19 protein-coding genes and 1 other RNA gene are annotated in these 20,326 nt (G+C 30.9%); 11 read left to right on the top strand and 9 right to left on the bottom strand.

From position 1 onward, the window contains the following. Nucleotides 1–62: 62 nt before the first annotated feature. The 6 genes from MUN68_RS06250 (at nucleotide 63) to MUN68_RS06225 (ending at nucleotide 8,804) form a co-directional block, all read left to right on the top strand. Nucleotides 63–1,502, top strand: coding sequence for an MBOAT family O-acyltransferase (locus MUN68_RS06250; RefSeq protein WP_249994034.1), 1,440 nt, complete (start codon nucleotides 63–65; stop codon nucleotides 1,500–1,502). 4 nt (nucleotides 1,503–1,506) lie between these two features. Beyond that, nucleotides 1,507–2,430, top strand: a complete 924-nt coding sequence (locus MUN68_RS06245; RefSeq protein WP_249994033.1) for a hypothetical protein — start codon at nucleotides 1,507–1,509, stop codon at nucleotides 2,428–2,430. A 172-nt stretch (nucleotides 2,431–2,602) separates the two neighbouring features. Continuing rightward, complete coding sequence (locus tag MUN68_RS06240; protein ID WP_249994032.1) at nucleotides 2,603–3,727, top strand: aminotransferase class I/II-fold pyridoxal phosphate-dependent enzyme; 1,125 nt, start codon at nucleotides 2,603–2,605, stop codon at nucleotides 3,725–3,727. After that, the gene (locus tag MUN68_RS06235; RefSeq protein WP_249994028.1) at nucleotides 3,724–5,616 is read left to right on the top strand and encodes a polysaccharide biosynthesis protein; all 1,893 of its coding nucleotides are present in this window, start codon (nucleotides 3,724–3,726) and stop codon (nucleotides 5,614–5,616) included. The genes MUN68_RS06240 and MUN68_RS06235 overlap by 4 nt, the downstream gene beginning before the upstream one ends. A 23-nt stretch (nucleotides 5,617–5,639) precedes the next feature. Next, nucleotides 5,640–6,446: a polysaccharide biosynthesis/export family protein gene (locus tag MUN68_RS06230; protein ID WP_249994026.1), complete on the top strand. Its 807-nt coding sequence runs from the start codon at nucleotides 5,640–5,642 to the stop codon at nucleotides 6,444–6,446. A 9-nt stretch (nucleotides 6,447–6,455) separates the two neighbouring features. Next, entirely contained in the window at nucleotides 6,456–8,804 is a 2,349-nt protein-coding gene (locus MUN68_RS06225) for a GumC family protein (RefSeq protein WP_249994024.1), read from the top strand. Nucleotides 8,805–8,842: 38 nt separating this feature from the next. On the opposite strand, the gene MUN68_RS06220 is transcribed toward MUN68_RS06225, so the two are convergent. Further along, nucleotides 8,843–10,015 (bottom strand): proline dehydrogenase family protein, encoded by a 1,173-nt coding sequence (locus MUN68_RS06220; RefSeq protein WP_249994022.1) that lies wholly within the window; start codon nucleotides 10,013–10,015, stop codon nucleotides 8,843–8,845. Nucleotides 10,016–10,109: 94 nt separating this feature from the next. On the opposite strand from MUN68_RS06220, the gene aroB reads away from it, so the two are divergent. Then, entirely contained in the window at nucleotides 10,110–11,186 is a 1,077-nt protein-coding gene (gene aroB, locus MUN68_RS06215; protein ID WP_249994020.1) for a 3-dehydroquinate synthase, read from the top strand. Nucleotides 11,187–11,221: 35 nt separating this feature from the next. Beyond that, on the top strand, nucleotides 11,222–11,689 hold the full coding sequence (locus MUN68_RS06210) for a nuclear transport factor 2 family protein (RefSeq protein WP_249994019.1): 468 nt from the start codon (nucleotides 11,222–11,224) through the stop codon (nucleotides 11,687–11,689). Nucleotides 11,690–11,889: 200 nt separating this feature from the next. Here MUN68_RS06210 and MUN68_RS06205 read toward each other — a convergent pair whose 3' ends face one another. The 7 genes from MUN68_RS06205 to MUN68_RS06175 are packed head-to-tail and all read right to left on the bottom strand — an operon-like array spanning nucleotide 11,890 to nucleotide 17,665. Then, nucleotides 11,890–12,438, bottom strand: coding sequence for a 1-acyl-sn-glycerol-3-phosphate acyltransferase (locus MUN68_RS06205; protein WP_249994017.1), 549 nt, complete (start codon nucleotides 12,436–12,438; stop codon nucleotides 11,890–11,892). Between the two features lies 1 nt (nucleotide 12,439). Next, nucleotides 12,440–13,522 (bottom strand): iron-containing alcohol dehydrogenase family protein, encoded by a 1,083-nt coding sequence (locus MUN68_RS06200; protein WP_249994015.1) that lies wholly within the window; start codon nucleotides 13,520–13,522, stop codon nucleotides 12,440–12,442. Nucleotides 13,523–13,569: 47 nt separating this feature from the next. Continuing rightward, the gene (locus tag MUN68_RS06195; RefSeq protein ID WP_249994013.1) at nucleotides 13,570–14,190 is read right to left on the bottom strand and encodes a CatA-like O-acetyltransferase; all 621 of its coding nucleotides are present in this window, start codon (nucleotides 14,188–14,190) and stop codon (nucleotides 13,570–13,572) included. Continuing rightward, a complete protein-coding gene (locus MUN68_RS06190) occupies nucleotides 14,190–14,894 on the bottom strand; it encodes an HAD family hydrolase (protein WP_249994011.1) in 705 nt (234 codons plus the stop codon). The genes MUN68_RS06195 and MUN68_RS06190 overlap by 1 nt, the downstream gene beginning before the upstream one ends. Continuing rightward, nucleotides 14,891–15,622, bottom strand: a complete 732-nt coding sequence (kdsB, locus tag MUN68_RS06185) for a 3-deoxy-manno-octulosonate cytidylyltransferase (protein WP_249994009.1) — start codon at nucleotides 15,620–15,622, stop codon at nucleotides 14,891–14,893. The genes MUN68_RS06190 and kdsB overlap by 4 nt, the downstream gene beginning before the upstream one ends. 46 nt (nucleotides 15,623–15,668) lie before the next feature. Beyond that, entirely contained in the window at nucleotides 15,669–16,235 is a 567-nt protein-coding gene (locus tag MUN68_RS06180) for a DUF4126 domain-containing protein (protein WP_249994007.1), read from the bottom strand. Nucleotides 16,236–16,237: 2 nt separating this feature from the next. After that, entirely contained in the window at nucleotides 16,238–17,665 is a 1,428-nt protein-coding gene (locus MUN68_RS06175) for an ATP-dependent DNA helicase (protein ID WP_249994006.1), read from the bottom strand. A 207-nt stretch (nucleotides 17,666–17,872) separates the two neighbouring features. Here MUN68_RS06175 and MUN68_RS06170 point away from each other — a divergent pair, with 207 nt between their 5' ends. From MUN68_RS06170 to MUN68_RS06160, 3 genes are read left to right on the top strand one after another with little or no spacing between them, the layout of a single operon-like run. Continuing rightward, nucleotides 17,873–18,610 carry a hypothetical protein gene (locus tag MUN68_RS06170; protein WP_249994004.1) on the top strand — a complete coding sequence of 246 codons (738 nt, stop codon included), beginning with the start codon at nucleotides 17,873–17,875 and terminating at the stop codon, nucleotides 18,608–18,610. Between the two features lie 6 nt (nucleotides 18,611–18,616). Further along, nucleotides 18,617–19,426 (top strand): DUF3822 family protein, encoded by an 810-nt coding sequence (locus MUN68_RS06165; protein ID WP_249994002.1) that lies wholly within the window; start codon nucleotides 18,617–18,619, stop codon nucleotides 19,424–19,426. Then, the gene (locus tag MUN68_RS06160) at nucleotides 19,426–19,962 is read left to right on the top strand and encodes an RsmD family RNA methyltransferase (protein WP_249994001.1); all 537 of its coding nucleotides are present in this window, start codon (nucleotides 19,426–19,428) and stop codon (nucleotides 19,960–19,962) included. Before MUN68_RS06165 ends, MUN68_RS06160 begins: the two co-directional genes overlap by 1 nt. Nucleotides 19,963–20,017: 55 nt before the next feature. Here MUN68_RS06160 and rnpB read toward each other — a convergent pair. Further along, nucleotides 20,018–20,324, bottom strand: an RNA gene (rnpB, locus tag MUN68_RS06155) — RNase P RNA component class A. Nucleotides 20,325–20,326: the final 2 nt, after the last annotated feature.

Genomic DNA, 20,326 nt, shown 5'->3' with positions numbered 1-20,326 from the left:
AAATAAATTTGAATACATTTGAAACGATATTAAATTACTAATGCAACCAAATCAACCAATTCATGTTCTTTAATTCATTAGATTTTGCGATTTTTCTACCAATAGTGTTTACGCTCTATTGGCTTATTAATTCAAAATCTATAAAACTTCAAAATTTTTTAATAGTTGCAGCCAGCTATTTTTTTTATGGGTGTTGGGACTATCGTTTTCTATCACTAATACTTTTTAGTACTATAGTAGATTATACCGTTGGAAGGCTTTTAGCACAAACCAATGATTCTAAAAAAAGAAATTTACTGCTATGGATTAGCATACTAGTTAATCTTGGTTTTTTAGGATTTTTCAAATATTATAATTTTTTCATAGACAATTTTGTTGGTGCCTTCTCATTCTTCGGAAAAGAGATGTCAATAAACTCATTAAATATTGTTTTACCAGTTGGTATTAGCTTTTATACATTTCAAACTCTAAGTTATACTATTGACGTTTACAAAAAGAAATTAGAGCCTACAAAAGATTTTATTGCATTTACAGCTTTTGTTAGCTTTTTCCCGCAACTTGTTGCAGGACCTATTGAAAGAGCTACGCATTTGCTACCTCAATTTTATAAAAAAAGAAAATTTGATTATGCAAATGCTATAAATGGTATGCGCCAAATACTTTGGGGTTTATTTAAAAAAGTAGTCATCGCTGATAACTGCGCAGAATTTGCCAATGTTATATTTAATTCTTACGAAGATCAATCTGGAAGCACATTGGTTTTAGGTGCTTTGTTTTTCACTTTTCAAATTTATGGAGACTTCTCAGGCTATTCAGATATTGCAATAGGTACAGCTCGTTTATTTGGTTTTGACCTAATGAAAAACTTTGCATTCCCGTATTTTTCAAGAGATATAGCTGAATTCTGGAGACGATGGCATATTTCACTATCCACTTGGTTTAGAGACTATTTATATATTCCATTGGGTGGAAGTCGAGGAACTTTAAAATTTAAAATTAGAAATGTATTCATCATATTTTTAGTTAGTGGTTTTTGGCATGGCGCAAACTGGACCTTTATTGTTTGGGGTGGATTAAATGCTCTATATTTTCTTCCTATAATGCTAACAAATAAAAACAGAAGCAATTTAGATATTGTTGCAAAAGGCAAATGGTTTCCAAAACTTAAAGATTTATTAAGCATCTTAATTACATTTACATTAACTGTTTTTGCTTGGATATTTTTTAGATCCAACTCCGTTACAGACGCTTTAGGCTATATATCTAATATATTTGACACGACTCTTTTTAGTATTCCAACATTAAGTCAAGGAGCTCATCATACCTTAATTTTGATCGTCATTTTTACTGCTATTGAATGGATTGGTAGAGAAGGTGAATTTGCTATTTCAAAAATTTATAAATTACCTGTTTACCTTAGATGGTCTTTTTATTTCGCAATACTATTATTAATGTTTGTATTTACAGGTAAAGAACAAGCTTTCATATATTTTCAATTTTAGACTTATGAAAAAATTCATTATAAGATTCATAGTATTCCTAATTGTTGGCTATGCCGTTGGTGAGATTATTGTAAGATCAAATAAGTTGACCTCAGATATTCCACAACGCTATGTAGATGATTATGGAGTTCAAAAATACATTCCAGGACAAACAGGTTATTACAAAGGTGCAAAAGTACCTTGGACAGTTAACAAATTTGGATGGATTGGCGTAAGCCATCTAAATAACAGACCAAAAAGAATGTCAGTTATTGGTGATTCATATATTGAAAACCTTATGAATTCTATTACCTGTAATCAAGGTTATTTATTACAAAATTCAAATAAAAACATAGATTTTTTTGAAGCTGGACGCTCTGGAATTACATTTATTGAAGCTATGGAAATCACTAAGCGTATAGATAGCTTAAATTTTGACAAACACCTAATCTATGTTAGTAATGGTGATTTTGAAGAAAGCTTCTCTGACACGTTTCGCTATGAAGACCGAATGCAATTTGATACTGAAAAAAACACACTTTTACCTGGAAATCTTAAATCTCCAGGTTTAAAAAAAATCCTTTATAACACAAAGTTTTTGTATTATTTATATTCTAGATTCCCACTTTTTGTGAGCAAGCAAAATAAAGGAGAAGTTCAAGAAAAAGCGACTGTCAAAAAAGAAATTTTTAATGCTGAACGTTTTAATAAACTATTTATATATTGTCAAGACAACTATGATTTAGATACTATTGTATTAGTGTTTCATCCTAATACTTCAGATAAAATCATTAATTTCTTTAGCTCAAAAGGAATGAATACCATCATTTTACAAGAAAAAGCTAATAAAACATGGGATTTAAGTGCTGGTGATGGACATTGGTCATGTTATGGTCATGAAGAAGCTTCAAAACAAATAACTCTAGCTTTAAAAGCATTTAACTTCTAATTTTTACTTGTATATCGTAAAAACTTGCTATTTATCGTAATAATTTGGTTAGTAAAACCGTAAAATTGCATCTTTATATCGAATGTTCTTGGTTAAGCTGGAACTTTCAATCCCAAATCCCTCACTTAACTAAAATATTGAATAGTAATTAACTTACTTAACAATTTTGATTATGGAATCTAAAATATGGTTGTCATCACCTCATATGGGTGGTAACGAGCAATCTTATGTAAACAATGCTTTTGACACTAACTGGATAGCTCCTCTTGGGCCTCATGTTGATGGTTTTGAAAACGAAATACAAAATTACCTTAAAGAAGATAGTCTAGTAGCTGCATTAAGTTCTGGTACTGCTGCGCTTCATCTTGCACTTATACTTTTAAATGTTAAACAAGGAGATGAAGTTATTTGTCAGAGTAAAACTTTTTCAGCTTCAGCAAATCCTATTGTATACCAAGGTGCAACTCCTGTTTTTATAGATAGTGAAGAAGACACATGGAATATGTCTCCTGAAGTTTTAGAAACAGCAATTCAAGACCGAATTAAAAAAGGAAAAAAGCCAAAAGCTATTATTGCTGTGCATTTATACGGAATGCCATATAAAGCAACTGAAATTCATTCTATAGCGAACTCATATCATATTCCTGTAATTGAAGATAGTGCAGAAGCATTAGGAAGCACCTATAAAAACATAAAGTGTGGTACGTTTGGAGATATTGCTATTCTTTCATTTAACGGAAACAAAATAATTACGACTTCAGGTGGTGGTGCTTTAGTAACTAAAAATAAAGCTATTAGAGAAAAAGCAATTTTTCTTGCAACACAAGCAAGAGATAATGCCGTTGAGTATTTACACTCTTCAATTGGCTATAATTACAGATTATCAAATGTTTTAGCTGGAATTGGTAGAGGTCAGATGGAAGTTTTAGAAGATCGTGTTTATGCTAGAAGACAAAATTATGACACGTATAAAGCAACTCTTAGTGCTATTGAGGAAATTACATTTTTAGATGAACCTAAAGACTTCTATTCTAATCGATGGTTAAGTTGTATTTTAACACCTTCAGAAACCATAAGAGAAGGCCTTAGATTAAAACTGTTAGAAAACAATATAGAGTCAAGACCACTTTGGAAACCAATGCATCAGCAACCCGTTTTCAAATCTTGTCCAAGCTATTTAAATGGTGTTTCAGATGACTTATTTAAAAAAGGCTTATGTTTGCCTAGTGGGTCAAATTTAACTGAAAGTGAATTAGATAGAGTGATTACTGCAATAAAAACGTATTTTAGAGCATGATAAAACGTCAACTTCATAACATATCTCAAAAATATGCCTCAAGATGGTTGGTAATGCTATTCGACCTTATTGTGGTAGCGTTAACGTTTGTTATTGCCTATATCATTCGTTTTAATTTCAAAATAGATTTTGATGTTCTTGTCATGTTTAAACAAATACCTTTTGTTTTTCTTGCGGCATTTATAAGTTTCTTACTTGTTGGCTCATACAAAGGCGTTGTTCGATTTACTGGATTTAAAGATGTCGTGAATATTATCATTGGAGTAAATATTTTAGCAACCATACTTATTATTACTACCTTTTTTAGTAGAAAATTGCACTACCAAAGTCTTTTTAATATTTCTGGATCTGTAATTTATATTCACTTAATGTTAAATATCCTATTCTTAATAGGGTTCAAACTCTTTATAAAATCTATGTATAATCATTTAATGCAAGATTTTAAAAACAAAAAAAGAGTAATGATTTATGGAGCTGGAAATTCTGGCATGCTTACCTATGATGCCATAACTAATGATCCAAAAAACAGTCATCAAATCGTTGCGTTTATAGATGACAATGATAGTAAAGTTGGTAAAAAAATAAACACATTGTATGTTTATAATTTAGATAGAATTACTACAGACCTTATAGAAAAATTAGGTGTTGAAGAAGTTGTTATTTCTATACAAAATATAGAACCTTCAAGGCTTTTAGAAATATCAAGCATCCTTTTTGAATTGGGTTTAAAAGTTAAAATTGTTCCACCAGTCCAAACTTGGATTGATGGTGATTTAAGTGTTGGTCAAATAAAAGATGTGAATATTGAAGATCTTTTAGGAAGAGAACCCATCACAATTATTAATCCTGCTCTAGTTCATGAATATGAAAATCAAATTATTTTTATTACAGGAGCAGCAGGTTCTATTGGAAGTGAAATTGCTAGAAAGGCAACTAATTATGCATACAAAAAATTAATACTTATCGATACTGCAGAATCAGCATTATATGAACTTCAACAAGAATTCATAAGAGATGGTATTAAAAATTTTATTGCAATTGTTGCTGATGTTCGTGACAAAAAACGAATGGAAAGCCTCTTTCATATTTATCGTCCAAAAATTGTATTTCATGCTGCAGCTTATAAGCATGTTCCTCTTATGGAGAACAATCCATATGAAGCCGTTAGCGTGAATATTGGTGGCACAAGAAATATGGCTAATTTAGCTGTTAAACATGGTGTTAATAAATTTGTACTCATTTCGACTGATAAAGCCGTAAACCCAACCAATGTCATGGGAGCAACAAAGCGTATTGCTGAGCTTTATGCGACTTGCTTACAAGGCAAAGGGCAAACCAAGTTTATCACTACGCGTTTTGGTAACGTTTTAGGTTCCAACGGATCTGTCATACCATTGTTTAAAAAACAAATTGATGCTGGTGGTCCTTTGACTGTGACACATGAAGATATTACAAGGTATTTTATGACCATCTCTGAAGCTTGTCAATTAGTTCTAGAAGCAGCAACAATGGGTAATGGTGGTGAGATTTTTGTTTTTGACATGGGAGAATCTGTTAAGATTCATGACCTTGCAAAAAATATGATTATCTTATCTGGTCTTCGCTATCCTGAAGATATTGACATTAAAATAACGGGATTACGTCCAGGTGAAAAAATATATGAAGAACTTTTAGCAGATGGTGAAAAGACTAGACCAACGTATCATGAAAAAATTATGATTGCTAAAACAATTGCAATTGATGCCGATGATGTTTCAGAGAAAATAGCAAATTTATGCATGGTGAATGCAAAGGTTCAAAATCTAGAGGTTGTATCACTAATAAAGCATATCTTGCCAGAATACATTTCTAATAATTCAAAATTTGAAGTTTTAGATTCGAAAAAATAATGAATGCTCCTAAACAAAAAACAATGAATAAAAAGCTCAACCTAAATCATTCAATTAAACTTTTATCAATCTTTGTTCTCATCATCGCATCATCTTGTGCTTCGAGAAAAGATATTGTTTATTTTCAAGATGAACCATTAAATGAAGATAGTCAATTAGAGAATATGTCTGAATTATCATATAAAACTAATGATATACTTACAATTGATGTATCTTCTATTGAGCCAGCAGCAGTCATGCCATTTAACTTATCACCTGTATCTTATGCAAATACTAATAATAGTAGCAGCTTAAATGCAAATGGTAATCTTTTAAGGCAAACCTATTTGGTAGATCCTAATGGTAATATCGAATTCCCTGTTCTTGGAACTTTAAGTGTTGGTGGACTTACAAGAACTCAGGCTACCGAAATGCTTAAAGAAAAATTGAGAGAATATGTTAAAGACGCCATTGTAAATATTAGACTAATTAACTTTACTGTTACTGTTTTAGGTGAAGTAAATAGACCAGGAACGTATACCATACAAGATGAACGAATTTCATTATCGGAAGCTTTAGGATTGGCTGGAGATTTAACCATTTACGGAAAAAGAGATAATGTGTTTTTAATTCGTGAAGTAGATGGCAAAAAGAAATATGCAAAACTTGATTTAACGTCGATTAACGTTGTGAATTCTCCTGTATATTATTTAACTCAAAATGATGTGATATATGTAGAACCAAATAAAGCACAAGTTCGTCAATCGACATACAACCAAAATACTTCCGTTATTATTTCTGCAGTAGCAACTTTAGCAACTATAACTGCAATACTTATCAATTCTAATTAAGCAAACTTTATGAATACCAATAAAACAAACAGTTTACAAAATGAACTGAAAGATAAAGTAGATTTATTTGTTTCAAAATGGAAGTTGTTACTATTTTGTTTACTCCTTGCATTAGGAATTGCTTACACCTATTTAAGATATGCTAATTATAAATATCAAGCTACTGCAACCATAAAAATAAATGATGAAAACCAGAAGAAGCAACTTCCTGAACTTTCAGCTTTGCAAGATTATGGTATGTTTTCAAATGACTTTACAAATATTAATGATGAAGTTTCTATCATAGAATCTAGATATTTAATTAATCAGGTTGTTGAAGACCTTAAATTAAACATTCAATACTATGTTAAAGGTAAGATTAAAGAACAAGAGATTTACAAAAATCCTCCTGTAATACTAAGCTTTTTTGAAAGCGATTCTTTAATTAACACTATAGATACTACGCTATATCTTAAAGTGAAATCACCAACAAAATTTATGCTTTCTAATGAGGAAGGCAATGATTTTTTTGATATGGAAAGCGCAAATGCTAAAGAATATTCTTTTGGTGATCGTATTAATTCTGGTTTTGGAGACTTTGTTATTACACCAAATGTTGGTAAAAATGAAGTTGAGCCTGGAACGAGTATGAAAATTGCAATGCACAACACCAATCTTATAGTTGAAAAATATAAAGGCAAACTAAAAGTAACATCTACCAAAGGATCTAATATTATTTCTTTAAGTCTTAAGGAAGGCATTAAAGATAAAGCAGCGCTTATATTAGACAAACTAGTAGAAAAATATAATGATGATGTCATTGAGGATAAAAACAAGATTGTTAAGGCAACTTCAGATTTTATAAGCAATAGACTTAATATTGTTTCTAATGAACTTGAACAAGTAGATTTTACTGCTGAAACCTTACAGAAAAATAATAGGTTAACAGCATTGGCTTCTCAAGCAGATATATTTTTGCAAAGTGAAACGGCAAATGATGCAAGAATAATTAGTACAACAAATCAAATTCAATTAATTGATTATATGAAAGATCAATTAACAAATGGTAGCTCTGAAACTGATCTATTACCTGCCGATGTTGGTATTACTGATAATTCTTCAATGCAGATTATTAAAAATCATAACGAATTAGTACTGCAACGTGATCGTATTTTAAAAAGTTCTACAGAAAAAAATCCAACAGTTGTTAATCTTAACAATCAGATCAATTCTTTAAAACAAAATTTAAGTCAAAGTTTAGATAACGTAAAATCTACCAACTCAATTACTTTAAAAAGTTTAAACAAAGAAGATGCTAGAATAAGTGCCCAAATATATTCTGCTCCTGGAAAAGCAAGACAGTTTAGAGATGTTAAACGTCAACAAGACATTAAAGAATCTCTATACCTATATTTATTACAAAAAAGAGAGGAAACTGCAATTTCTCAAGGCATGTCTTCACCTAATGCAAAAATAGTTGACAAGGCTTATGTGACCATTTTACCTGTTACTCCTAAAAAGTCTATTGTGTATTTGGCAGCTGTCTTAATTGGACTCATTTTACCTGCAACTTTTATTTATGCTAGAGATTTTATAGACACTACAATTAATGACAAAGATGAATTAGCAAAAGTTTTAAGTATTCCATTTTTAGGAGATATTCCAAAATCTGAAAAGAAAAAACTTATGGTTCAAAAAGTTGATTATTCCCCTAAAGCTGAAGCATTCAGAATTATTAGGTCGAATATTAATTTTATGCTTCAGAGAAATGAAGCTTGTAAAACGCTATTTATTACATCTACAAAAGCTCAAGAAGGTAAATCGCACACAACCACTAATTTAGCAAAATCCTTTTCTTTTTCTGAAAAGAAAGTATTATTAATAGAGACAGATATTAGAGTGCCAAGAGTCAATGATTATCTAAGCATTAAAGCTGATAAAGGTCTAACTGATTTTATTTCAGATAAATCTTTAAACATAACAGATGTTACAGTAAAGATTGAAGGCAATGCGTTTTTAGATGTTATACCATCTGGAACTATTCCACCAAATCCTGCAGAACTGCTTATGAGTGATCGTGTCAACGAACTTTTTAATATTGCCAAACAAAACTATGATTACATACTTGTAGATACAGCTGCAGTTGGCTTGGTTACAGATACCTTACTAATTAGTGATCATGCAGACATGTTTATATATGTCGTAAGTGCCAATAATATTGATAAACGTGAATTACAGCATGTGGCTCAAACGCTTTATGACGATAAACGTTTACCAAATATGGCTTTACTTTTAAATGGAACTGTTAAGAAGAAAGGTTATGGTTATGGCTACGGAAATAATCCACAACGAAAAAAGAAGAAATTCGGAATTATATAATAAAAAAAGCCACAATGTTTAATTTGTGGCTTTTTTTATTATAATTTCCTGCGTGCCTTTTCTAATTTTAATAAATTGAGCTCTCTGCTTGTTTGCCCAGCAACAGATGTATTTTCTTCAGCACGTCTAATCAAATAAGGCATCACATCTTTTACTGGTCCAAAAGGAACATATTTAGCGACATTATAGCCTTGTTCAGCCAAATTAAAACTAAGATGATCACTCATACCATAAAGCTGTCCAAACCAAACGTTATTGTCTTTTTTGTCAATCCCAAGTTGAGACATTAAATCCATTGCCAAATAACAACTTTGCTCATTATGCGTCCCAATAAATAATGAAATTGAATTAAGGTTATTCAAAATATATGTCATGCACGAATTGAAATTATCGTCTGTAGCTTTTTTAGTCTCACAAATTGGTGATGGATACCCTTTATCTTCAGCTCGATCTCTTTCTTTTTCCATATAAGCTCCTCTTACGATTTTAAAACCAACTGTAAAGTTTTGTGTTTTGGCGCGTTCATGAATGCCTTTTAAATAATCAAATCGATCCCAACGATAGGTCTGTAATGTATTATAAACAATAGGCTTGTTTTGATTATATTTTCGCATCATGGTTTCACAAAGATCATCTGCTGCATCTTGCATCCAACTTTCTTCTCCATCAATTAAAACCTCTACATCTTTTTCTTTTGCTAAACGACAAACAGCATCAAAACGAGCTACAATCCTACTCCATTCTTTTTGTTCTACTGTTGTAAATTCTTTGCCTTCTCCTTTCTTCTGATACAAATAAAAGCGACCAAAACCTGTAGGTTTAAATACAACAATTGGCATCGCTTCTTTCTCATCGGCAAACTTGATAATTTTTAAAATCTTATCTCTAGCTTCATCAAACGTAGCCTCTTCTTCTTTTCCTTCAACAGAATAATCTAAAACAGAACTCACGCCTTTTGTAAACATCTTGTCAATAACAGGCAAACAATCTTCTTCACTTACACCACCACAAAAATGATCAAACACAGTTGAACGTATCAAACCTTCTACAGGCAAATTTGCTTTTAAAGCAAAATTAGTTGCTGCAGTTCCAATTCTAACTAATGGTTGATGAGAAATCATCTTAAACAAAAAATAAGCGCGTTCTAATTGCGCATCATTTTTGAGAGCAAAAGCAACTTCTGTATTATCAAAAAGCGTATTTGTATTCATCTAAAAAAAATATATCTCAAAAATAATTATTTGGTAGCTATAAATTTACTAAAAACCGCTAATTTTCCACTTTCTTATTAAGACATTAATGGCTATGAAATCCATAGAAACAAAAACGTATAAAGTTCATTTTAACTCCACAGGTTACGAGGCTCTTAATCGTTATATAGACGACCATAACTTTTCAAAGGTTTTTATTCTCGTAGATTCTAATACGCATGAACATTGCTTACAAGCATTCATGTCGCAACTGCAATCAAGCACAACTATTGAAATTATTGAAATAGATGCTGGAGAGCAATTCAAAACAATCGACACTTGTGTAGGTGTATGGAACGCTCTTTCTGAACTAAACGCAGATAGAAAAAGTATACTTTTAAATCTTGGAGGTGGTGTTGTTACAGATCTGGGTGGATTTGTTGCAAGTACATTTAAAAGAGGAATTAAGTACGTCAACATTCCAACCTCTTTACTTGCAATGGTAGATGCTTCTGTTGGTGGAAAAACTGGTGTCGATCTTGGTGTTGTAAAAAATCAAATTGGAGTTATTAATTCTGGAGACATGGTTTTAATTGACACTTCATATTTAGATACGCTTCCACAAAATCAACTAAAATCTGGGTTGGCAGAAATGCTTAAACACGGACTTATAAAAGACAATCGTTATTTTGAAACCTTAACAGATTTATCGAAATTAACACTTAATGATCTAGATGAGTTGATTTATGAATCTGTTGAAATTAAGAAAAATATCGTCACAGAAGATCCAAATGAAGAAGGCATTAGAAAACATCTAAATTTTGGACACACACTTGGTCATGCCATAGAATCTTACTTTTTAGAATCTGTAAATAAGGTTCAATTATTACATGGTGAAGCCATTATAATAGGTATGATTTTAGAATGTTATTTATCTGCTGAATTATTAAATTTTCCATCAGATGATTTAGATCGTATTACTAAAGCATTCAACACGATTTATAAGCCTGTTAATTTTAATGACGAAGATTATGCTCCCATTATAGAGCTTTTAAAATACGATAAGAAAAATGAAAATGGCAATATTAATTTTGTTTTATTAGAAGCTATCGGACAGCCAAAAATTGATTGTTTGGTATCAAATGAACTTATAAAAGAAGCTTTTCAATTCTATAATAATTCAATATCATAATTAATTATGAATCTAATCACTTAACTTTAAATATTATGAAAGATGTCATTGAAACATTTTACAAAGCATTCAACAATCTTGATGCAGAAACTATGGTATCTTGCTATCATGACGACATCATATTTGAAGATCCAGCATTTGGAGTTTTAAAAGGAAAGCGTGCAAAAAATATGTGGAGAATGCTGTGTAAATCACAAAAAAACAAAGATTTCGTAGTTAAGTTTTCTAACATAAAAGCGACTAATCATGAAGGTTCAGCATCTTGGGAAGCTTTTTATACTTTCAGCAAAACAGGAAGAAAAGTCCATAATATCATTGAAGCAAGTTTTGAATTTAAAGATGGAAAAATCATTAAACATACAGACACATTCAATTTGCATAAATGGTCTAAACAAGCACTTGGTTTAAAAGGGTTTATTTTAGGAAAAACGATGTATTTCAGTAATAAGTTAAAAGCTCAGACTAATAGACTTTTAGACACATTTGAAAAGAAACAAAGCTAACTCAAACTAATGAGCTAGCTTATGTTTTTATCCATTACTGTTTCTTTTTAGGGACGATTACGTTTACTTTATGTTTCAGTAAGATTGTCTGTTTAGTATTTCAAACTCTATGCCATTCTACGATAAGTCATTGATTTTTAGACAAACTAACAATATATTTATTAGGAAGACTGAAGATGAATATATCTCAATTGTATAAACTAAGAGTACTCTAGTTTTTTTCCTATTACACCTTTAAAAAAGGCTTTCATAAATTTAAAATCGGCTTCAAAATCATTTGTAGGATAAAAAGGCTCAGAAATCGTATTTGTTTTATTTTTAAAATCTAACGTAAACATAATGATTGGCACATTTGCTTCTTTTGCAATATAATAGAATCCCGTTTTCCATTCCTTTACTTTTTTCCTGGTTCCTTCTGGAGCTAATGTAAGTCTAAACTCGTCTTTATCTTCAAATAATTTAGCAATCGCTTGTACTTTATTTTGACCAGAAGTTCGATCTAAAGGCGCTCCTCCAACCCATCTAAAATAATATCCAAAAGGCCATTTAAACAATTCTTTTTTTCCAACAAAATTAGTTTTAACACCAGTAATTTTTCTCAGTAATAAACCTATGTAGAAATCATGCCAACTGGTATGTGGCACAGCAATAATGACTACTTTCTTAAGAACATTACTTGAAAAGTTTGTGTTTCCAGTGATTTTCCAACCGAGAAGTTTAAAATAGATAAATTTAGCAAGCCAGCGCATATTACATCTTTTGATATAATCCTTTGAGCTTATCTCTTGTAATAATTTGCTTCCAGTTTTTTCCTACAGCATTTATCCAAAGTGGTTCTAAACTTAAAGCAACATCAATCATAATATCAAATTCTTCATCACTCAAATTATCACATAAACCTTGAGGTAATTTAATGTTATGCTTTTGTTTCATTTGCTTAAACAGCTTTACACCATCTGGATAAAACTCCTCTAAATGATCAAAAACAATACAATTTCCAATACCATGCTTTGTACCTAATAAATAAGATAATCCGTAACTCATAGCATGAGCAACACCAACTTGAGAATAGGCTATACTCATTCCGCCATGCCAAGATGCCATCATGAGTTTATCTTGGGACTCTTCTTCTGTTAAATTGTCTTCAACAAAAATTTCGAGACATAATTGATAAGCTTTCTCTCCATAACTCTGACTAAATGCATTGAGATATGTTCCGTTTAAAGATTCAATACAATGGATATAGCAATCCATTCCTGTATAAAACCATTGATTTTTTGGTACATCTTTAGCTAATTCTGGATCTAATATCACTTGATCAAAAGGCGTATAGTCTGAATTAATACCCAATTTTTTATCTGGACCTGTAAGCACTGTTGTTCTAGAAACTTCTGCTCCTGTTCCAGAAATGGTAGGAACTCCAACATGATAAATTGCAGGCATTTTCACTAAATCCCATCCTTGATAATTTTTTGCTTCACCTTCATTAGTTAAAAGAATAGCGACTGCTTTGGCAAGGTCTAAAATTGTACCACCTCCAATTCCGATGATACCAGATGGACGATCTTTATGGCTTAATATAATTTGTTCTACTAACTCATCAACCTGAGATGTTTTAGGTTCTTCTTCAGCAGATATATAAAGTAATTGGTCATTGTATGCAATCGGAATTCGAGACGTAAGCCAAGAATTGCCTTTAAACACATCATCAACCAAAAAAATAAATGGTGCCTTTATGTTTTTCCTTTTAGGTGAAATTATATCGCCTAATTGGTTAAAACTGCCTCGTCCAAATACTACTCTGGACACCATTGGATAATTTTTATAATTCATTTATTCGTCTTCGTATAACAAAAATAAAAACATAGTTGGATTTATCTTTACTTATTTAAATAATGTTGGAATTTTTCAGAAAATAACCCAACATGATATCCATCAATTAACGCATGGTTTACATTAACAGACACATTTAACGTAATACGTTCATCCTGTTGATGTTCAATCTTGCTAAATGCTAGTTTAGGTACTGATTCTAACACTCCAGAAACTGGCTCTTTATGTCCTGTAAAATTTAACCATGGTAATGCCGAACAATGAATGCATGCTTGGTCATTTCTCAATGGATATAAATCATTAGAGTTTTCAATTCTGGATTTTTCTACATTAATATTTTTTAAAAATTGATTTAAATTATTATCAAACTCTATATATGTAAAACCAAATGTCTTATTGGCTCTCATTAACGTTGCTGAAGCATTAATCGTATCATATTGAATCACTTCAGTATCTACAATTCTCAATTTAAACTCGTCAATTGCATTAATAGCTTTCATACAGTCATGCAAATACTTTCCGAAGAAAGAAATATTATTAGTCTTAGCCATATGATAAGCTTTTGTCACATCAAATGGAATTGTTACTGCAAAATACGGATCTTTAAGAGCTTTAAAATGCTCATAATGCTGTTTACGATTCCATGTATTTATATTTATAATGTGCATTAATTCAAAAGTGTTTTTAAATCTAATAGACTATGCACTGTTTTATAGGCTTTATTTTTCTTTTCATCGTCATTTACCTGTTCATGTAACCATGTGGTATGAAAAGGAATATGAATTGCTTTTGATTTTAAACTTACTAAAGGCAAAATATCTGACTTTAATGAATTGCCAATCATTAAAAATTCAGAAGGTTTAATATCCAAATGATTTAACAGTTTTGAATAATTAACCTCCTGCTTATCACTTAGCACTTCTATATGATGAAAATAATCTGTTAAACCCGATTTTTCTAATTTTCGTTCTTGATCTAGCAAATCGCCTTTTGTCACTAAAATCAGCCTAAATTTATAAGACAGAGTCTTTAATGTTTCTTCAACTCCATCAAGTAATTCAACAGGTTTATTCAACATATCTTTTCCAATATTCAAAATAGCATTAATTGTTGAATTGGAAACATCATTATTTGATAATTCTAATGCCATTTCTACCATTGACAATACAAAACCTTTGACGCCATAACCATAAAGCGGAAGATTTTTCATTTCCATTTTAAATAGCTCTTGGTCTATTTTATTTGCAGTTTCATATTTTGCCATAAGTTTTGCGAATGCTAATTCTGCATCTCTAAAATACGTTTCATTAACCCAAAGCGTATCATCTGCATCAAACCCTATTACTTTTATGTCTTTATAGTCGTTATTCAATTATTCCAAAGTTTTTTTGCACGTTCTAAATCTTCAGGAGTATCTATTTCAACACCTTCAATAGTGGTTTCAACCATTTTAATTCGCTTCCCATATTCTAAATATCGAATACATTCAATCTTTTCTGTTGCTTCAATAAAACGCATTGGTAATTTATAAAAATCAAGCAATGCTTGTTTTCTAAAAGCATAAATTCCTTTATGTTTAAAATAACGTGCTCCAGCGTCTTTATCTCTAGGATAAGGAATTGGATTTCTAGAAAAATAGAGCGCAAAATTATTTTGGTCTACGATCACTTTAACAGTATTAGGATTATTAATTTCATCCCAATCATGAATTTCAACCATTAAAGAGGCTAAATCAATCTCTTTTTTATGATCATTTTTAAACGCATTAAGCACTTTCTCAAGACTTTCACGCTCAGTAAAAGGCTCATCACCTTGTACATTAACAACAATATCGACATCAAGATTTGCAACAGCTTCAGCAATTCTATCACTACCAGATTGATGCTCTTTTTTGCTCATTATCGCCTTTCCTCCATTTGAAATAATTTCATTAAGAATGATTTCACTGTCGGTAACGACATAAACATCATCAAATAATTGTGTCGCAACTGTAGCTTCATAAGTTCTAACAATAACACTTTTTCCTGCCAAATTCTGCATGAGTTTGCCTGGGAATCGTGATGCACTATAACGTGCAGGAATCATTGAAATTATTTTCATGGAATGTTAAAAAGATTTCACTCAAAAATAAAACTTTTAAAGTAATTTAAGGCTGACTTGGTCTAATCTTTTTATAAAGCCTAAAAATGACATATAAAATGATAATTACAAAGATAAAAGCAATAACTGGAATGAAAATTGAAAAGGCAGACATCACAACAGAAGTCCCAGTTTCAATAGTAGAAACCAGAGGATTTGCAATTCCACCAGTTGTGCTTGTAGAAGCTAATCTAATAGTACCTGAGCTTCCTGCTACTGCAGCAGCTGTTCCGCCTCCTGCAATAATAGCCAAAGCCCAAGTTATAACAGGACTTAAGTCGGCAACTGTAGATACCATAACCGCTGTTCCTGCAATTGCTGCTAAAGGAATGGCTATAGCATCTAATACGTTATCAATGTATGGAATATAATACGCAAATATTTCAACCAAAGTTGCAACACCAAGTGTAACTACTGCTGTTAAACTACCTATCCACATCCAAGATTCATTGAGTTCCCAAACATTAAAATAAGAAGCCAAACTCAAAGCAAACAATGGTACAAAAACTCTAAAACCAACAGAAGCTGAAAGTCCAATACCCAAAAATATACTAATTATTGTTTCAGTTGTCATATCTATATCTCTTCAAAAAAATCATCTTTAAAATTAATAAGATACAATTTTTCTTTTGCTCTTGTTACGGCTGTATACAACCACCTTAAATAATCTTTATCAATTCCATTTGGTAAATAAGGTTGCTCAACAAAAATGGTATCCCATTGACCACCTTGAGATTTATGACACGTAATGGCATAAGAGAATTTTACTTGCAGTGCATTAAAATGTTTATTCCCTTTTATTTTAAGGAATTTCTTATATTTTGAGGTTTCATCTTCATAATCTTTTTGAACTTCTTGATACAATCTATTGCTTTCTTCGTAAGGTAATGAAGGGGTTTCTGCTTCAATGGTGTCTAATAATAAAACCGTTTCAAAAGGTCGCATTTTTGGATAATCTACCATTTGCACTTTGACTTCCGCAAAACGAAATCCGTATAAATCAGTAATTGAAAAAATTTCCAAGACCTGAATAATATCTCCATTAGCAATAAAACCAGCTTCGGTTGTAGGTTTGATCCAGAAGTAATTGTTTTTAACCACCATTAAAAAATCACCTACAGTTAATTCATTTTCGTTAAAAAGAATTCTGTTTCGAATTTGTTGATTGTATTGATTGGCACGTTTATTACTTCTAACAATAATTGCCGTTTCTTCATGACCCTTTTGACTATAAGCATCATTTATAGCATCCATAATTTCATGACCATCTATTAAACGAATAATATCTTTAAATCCGTTGACATTAAATGTAAAGGATTCATAAAATTCATTATCAAGAACTTCTCGAAGTCGAGTTGCATTTTCTAAAATTCCGGAATTTTGTTCTTGTCTTACCACTTCATCCAATTCAATGCTTGTGACATTTTTGTTGTAATTCATGCTGAGTATGTGAGAATTTAGTGCAGGACTTAACTCTGATTTTACAGGAGGCAACTGGGCCTTATCACCAATCAACAAGAGTTTGCATTTATGACCAGAATACACATATTGCATTAAATCATCAAGCAAAGAGCCATTTTCAAAAAGTTTTGAATCTGCAGGTATATCAGGAATCATTGATGCTTCATCTACAATAAAAATTGTGTTTCTATGTTTATTAGGTTGCAAAATAAATTTAACACCTCCTCCTTTATCTTTCTTCGGGAAATATATTTTTTTATGAATTGTAAAGGCTTCTTTTTTTGAGTAATTAGAAATCACTTTTGCTGCACGACCCGTTGGAGCCATTAAAACGGCACATCGTTTAGTTTCCCATAAATTAGAAACTAATGTTCCTATGATACTTGTTTTACCTGTTCCTGCAAACCCTTTAAGAAGGTATAAACTATTAGGTACATCACTATATACAAATTGAGATAATTGCTCTAAAACAATTAATTGTTTCGTAGTTGGCTCAAAAGGGAACTTTTGTTTTAGTAGTTTATAAAAATCAGATGTTGTCATGCAAATTATAGTAGATCTCGTTTTGTATGCAAGATAAAACTAAAAATGAGCTGACCTAAAATGGTTTTTAAATTTTAATTTATATTGAACATTTTTTATATCTTACGCTTTTAATTCTTTTTTGTTTTTAAGGTTTTTACGAACAAAAAAAAATTGTAGATTTGCGTAATACCTCATGCTAAAAAATAACTAATAAATTAAATAACTATGTTAACAGCAATTCTTACAGTTGTAGGTTTAATAATTCTTACGGTTGGTATCGTATGGTTAATCGATAAATTTGTACCAAAAAAATTAAAACCAATTCTTAACATATTACTTTGGTTACTCATTGTGTTTTTGGGTTATTTAACTTTTGATTCTGTTTATGGCGAAATTAAATTCAACAAACTAAAAAAGGAGCGTTATGTGGTAGTTATTGAAAGTTTAAAAGATATTAGAGATGCTCAATTAGCACATAGAACTGTTACTGGAAAGTTTACTGATAATTTTGATGGACTTGTAAAATTTATAGATACTGCAAAATTTACAATAACGCAACGAAGAGATTCTACTGTTCTTGATATTGAAAAAACGAAACGTTTTGGTGGTGTTGAAACTTTTTCTGATATCGTAATAATTGATACTTTAGGTTTTGTACCTGTTAAAGATTCTTTATTTGGCGTAGATACCAGATACAAAACAATGATGAATGTTCCTGGAGCAAAAGATGGTGCAAAATTTAAACTTCAAGCTGGAGTATTAGCAGAAGAAAACATTGGTGTTTTTGAAGCTTCTGTAGATAAAGAAGTTATTCTTTTTGATCAAGATAAAAACCTAATAGCAAAAGAAAAACAAGTTGTAGCTGTAGATGGAGTTAATGGAGAAACCTTAAAAGTTGGTTCTATGGACGAAGTTTATACGAAAGGTAATTGGCCAAAAAGTTATAACACCAAAAAAGAATAATTAGGTTTGAAACCAAATACAATTAAAGACTTGTCCATTCAAATTCGTTTGAGTGGACTTTCTTTTTGCATTCTAAATCGTACAACAAATACAATTGAGAGGCTTCAACATATTCAACTTGAGAAAAAGGCAACACCTTTTGAATTACTAAATCAGTTAAAAACGATTATTGAATCTAATGCCGATTTTAATCAGGTCTTTGATTCTGTATTATGTATTTATCAAAATGAGCTTTCTACTCTCGTTCCAAATTCATTATTTAATGACAATCATTTAGCAGATTATTTAAAATTTAATGCTAAGATTTTAAAGACTGATTTTATTGATTATGATACGATTTCTTTAAACAATAGTGTTAATGTTTATGTCCCATTAGTTAATGTAAACAATTACCTTTTTGATACATTTGGCAGTTTTATTTATAAGCATGCTTCAACAATTTTAATTAGTTCAGTCTTACAACATGCTTCAAAGCACAAAGATATTGAGCTTTATGTGAATGTTGGAAATCTTCATTTTGAAATGTTAGCAGCGAAAGACAATGATCTCAAGTTCTATAACACTTTTGATTACATCACTAAAGAAGATTTCATATACTATATTCTTTTTTCAATAGAACAACTTCAACTCAATCCAGAAACTGTGAAAATTCACTTATCTGGTCAAATAGATAAAGACGATGATCTATTCAAAATAGTTTATAAATATGTTCGTTTTGTAGATTTTTTAGAGCCAATACACAGTTATCAATTTAGTACTAAAAAACAGCCGAAAGGAAAACATACTAATTTTATTCTCTTAAATAGTTTTAATTAATGCGAATTATCTCAGGCCAATATAAAGGGAGACGAATAACAGCTCCAAAAAAGCTACCTGTACGACCGACTACAGATATGGCAAAGGAATCATTATTTAATATTTTAAATAATCAGTTTTACTTTGATGATATTTCAGTTTTAGATTTGTTTGCTGGTACTGGAAATATTAGTTATGAATTTGCTTCTCGTGGAACAGAACAAATAACTGCTGTAGATGAGAATTATGGATGTATCAAGTTTATCAATTCTACTTCCGAAGATTTTGAAATGCCAATCACAACTATTAAAAGTGATGTATATAAATATCTAGAAAGAGCTAATCAAAAATTTACAATCATTTTTGCAGATCCACCTTATGACTTTCCTGTTGAAGAATTTTCTAAAATTCCGCAGTTAGTATTTCAAAATGAATTATTAGAAGATGAAGGTTTATTAATTGTTGAACACTCTAAACATACCAATTTATCACATTTAGAGCACTATTCGCACTCAAAGAGTTATGGCGGAAACATGTTTAGTTTCTTTAATAAATAATACGTCTAAAAATTAAAGCAATAAAAAAAACCTTCTTAAAATTAAGAAGGTTTTGTATTTAAGTAAATCTATAAGCCGAATCTTGTACTCTATAAAGAGCCCTTATCATTTATCTGCGTTTACTGTTACCAGCAAACTTTAGCTGCCTACCCTCTAGCATCGCGCGTGTACGCTCAAGCACTAGTTTACATGGCATTGCACCTCATAGAGTTTACCTGGTTTCACTACAGCATGACCTGTACATACTTTCTGTTGCACTTTTCCTCACCTCGCGATGGATGGCTGTTAGCCACTATGATTGCACTATGGTGTTCGGACTTTCCTCCATTCGTAAAACGAACAGCGATAAGGCGATTTACTAGTC

The organism is Psychroserpens ponticola (assembly GCF_023556315.2).
GTDB lineage: Bacteria > Bacteroidota > Bacteroidia > Flavobacteriales > Flavobacteriaceae > Psychroserpens > Psychroserpens ponticola.
This window is presented reverse-complemented; position numbering and strand designations above follow the sequence as displayed.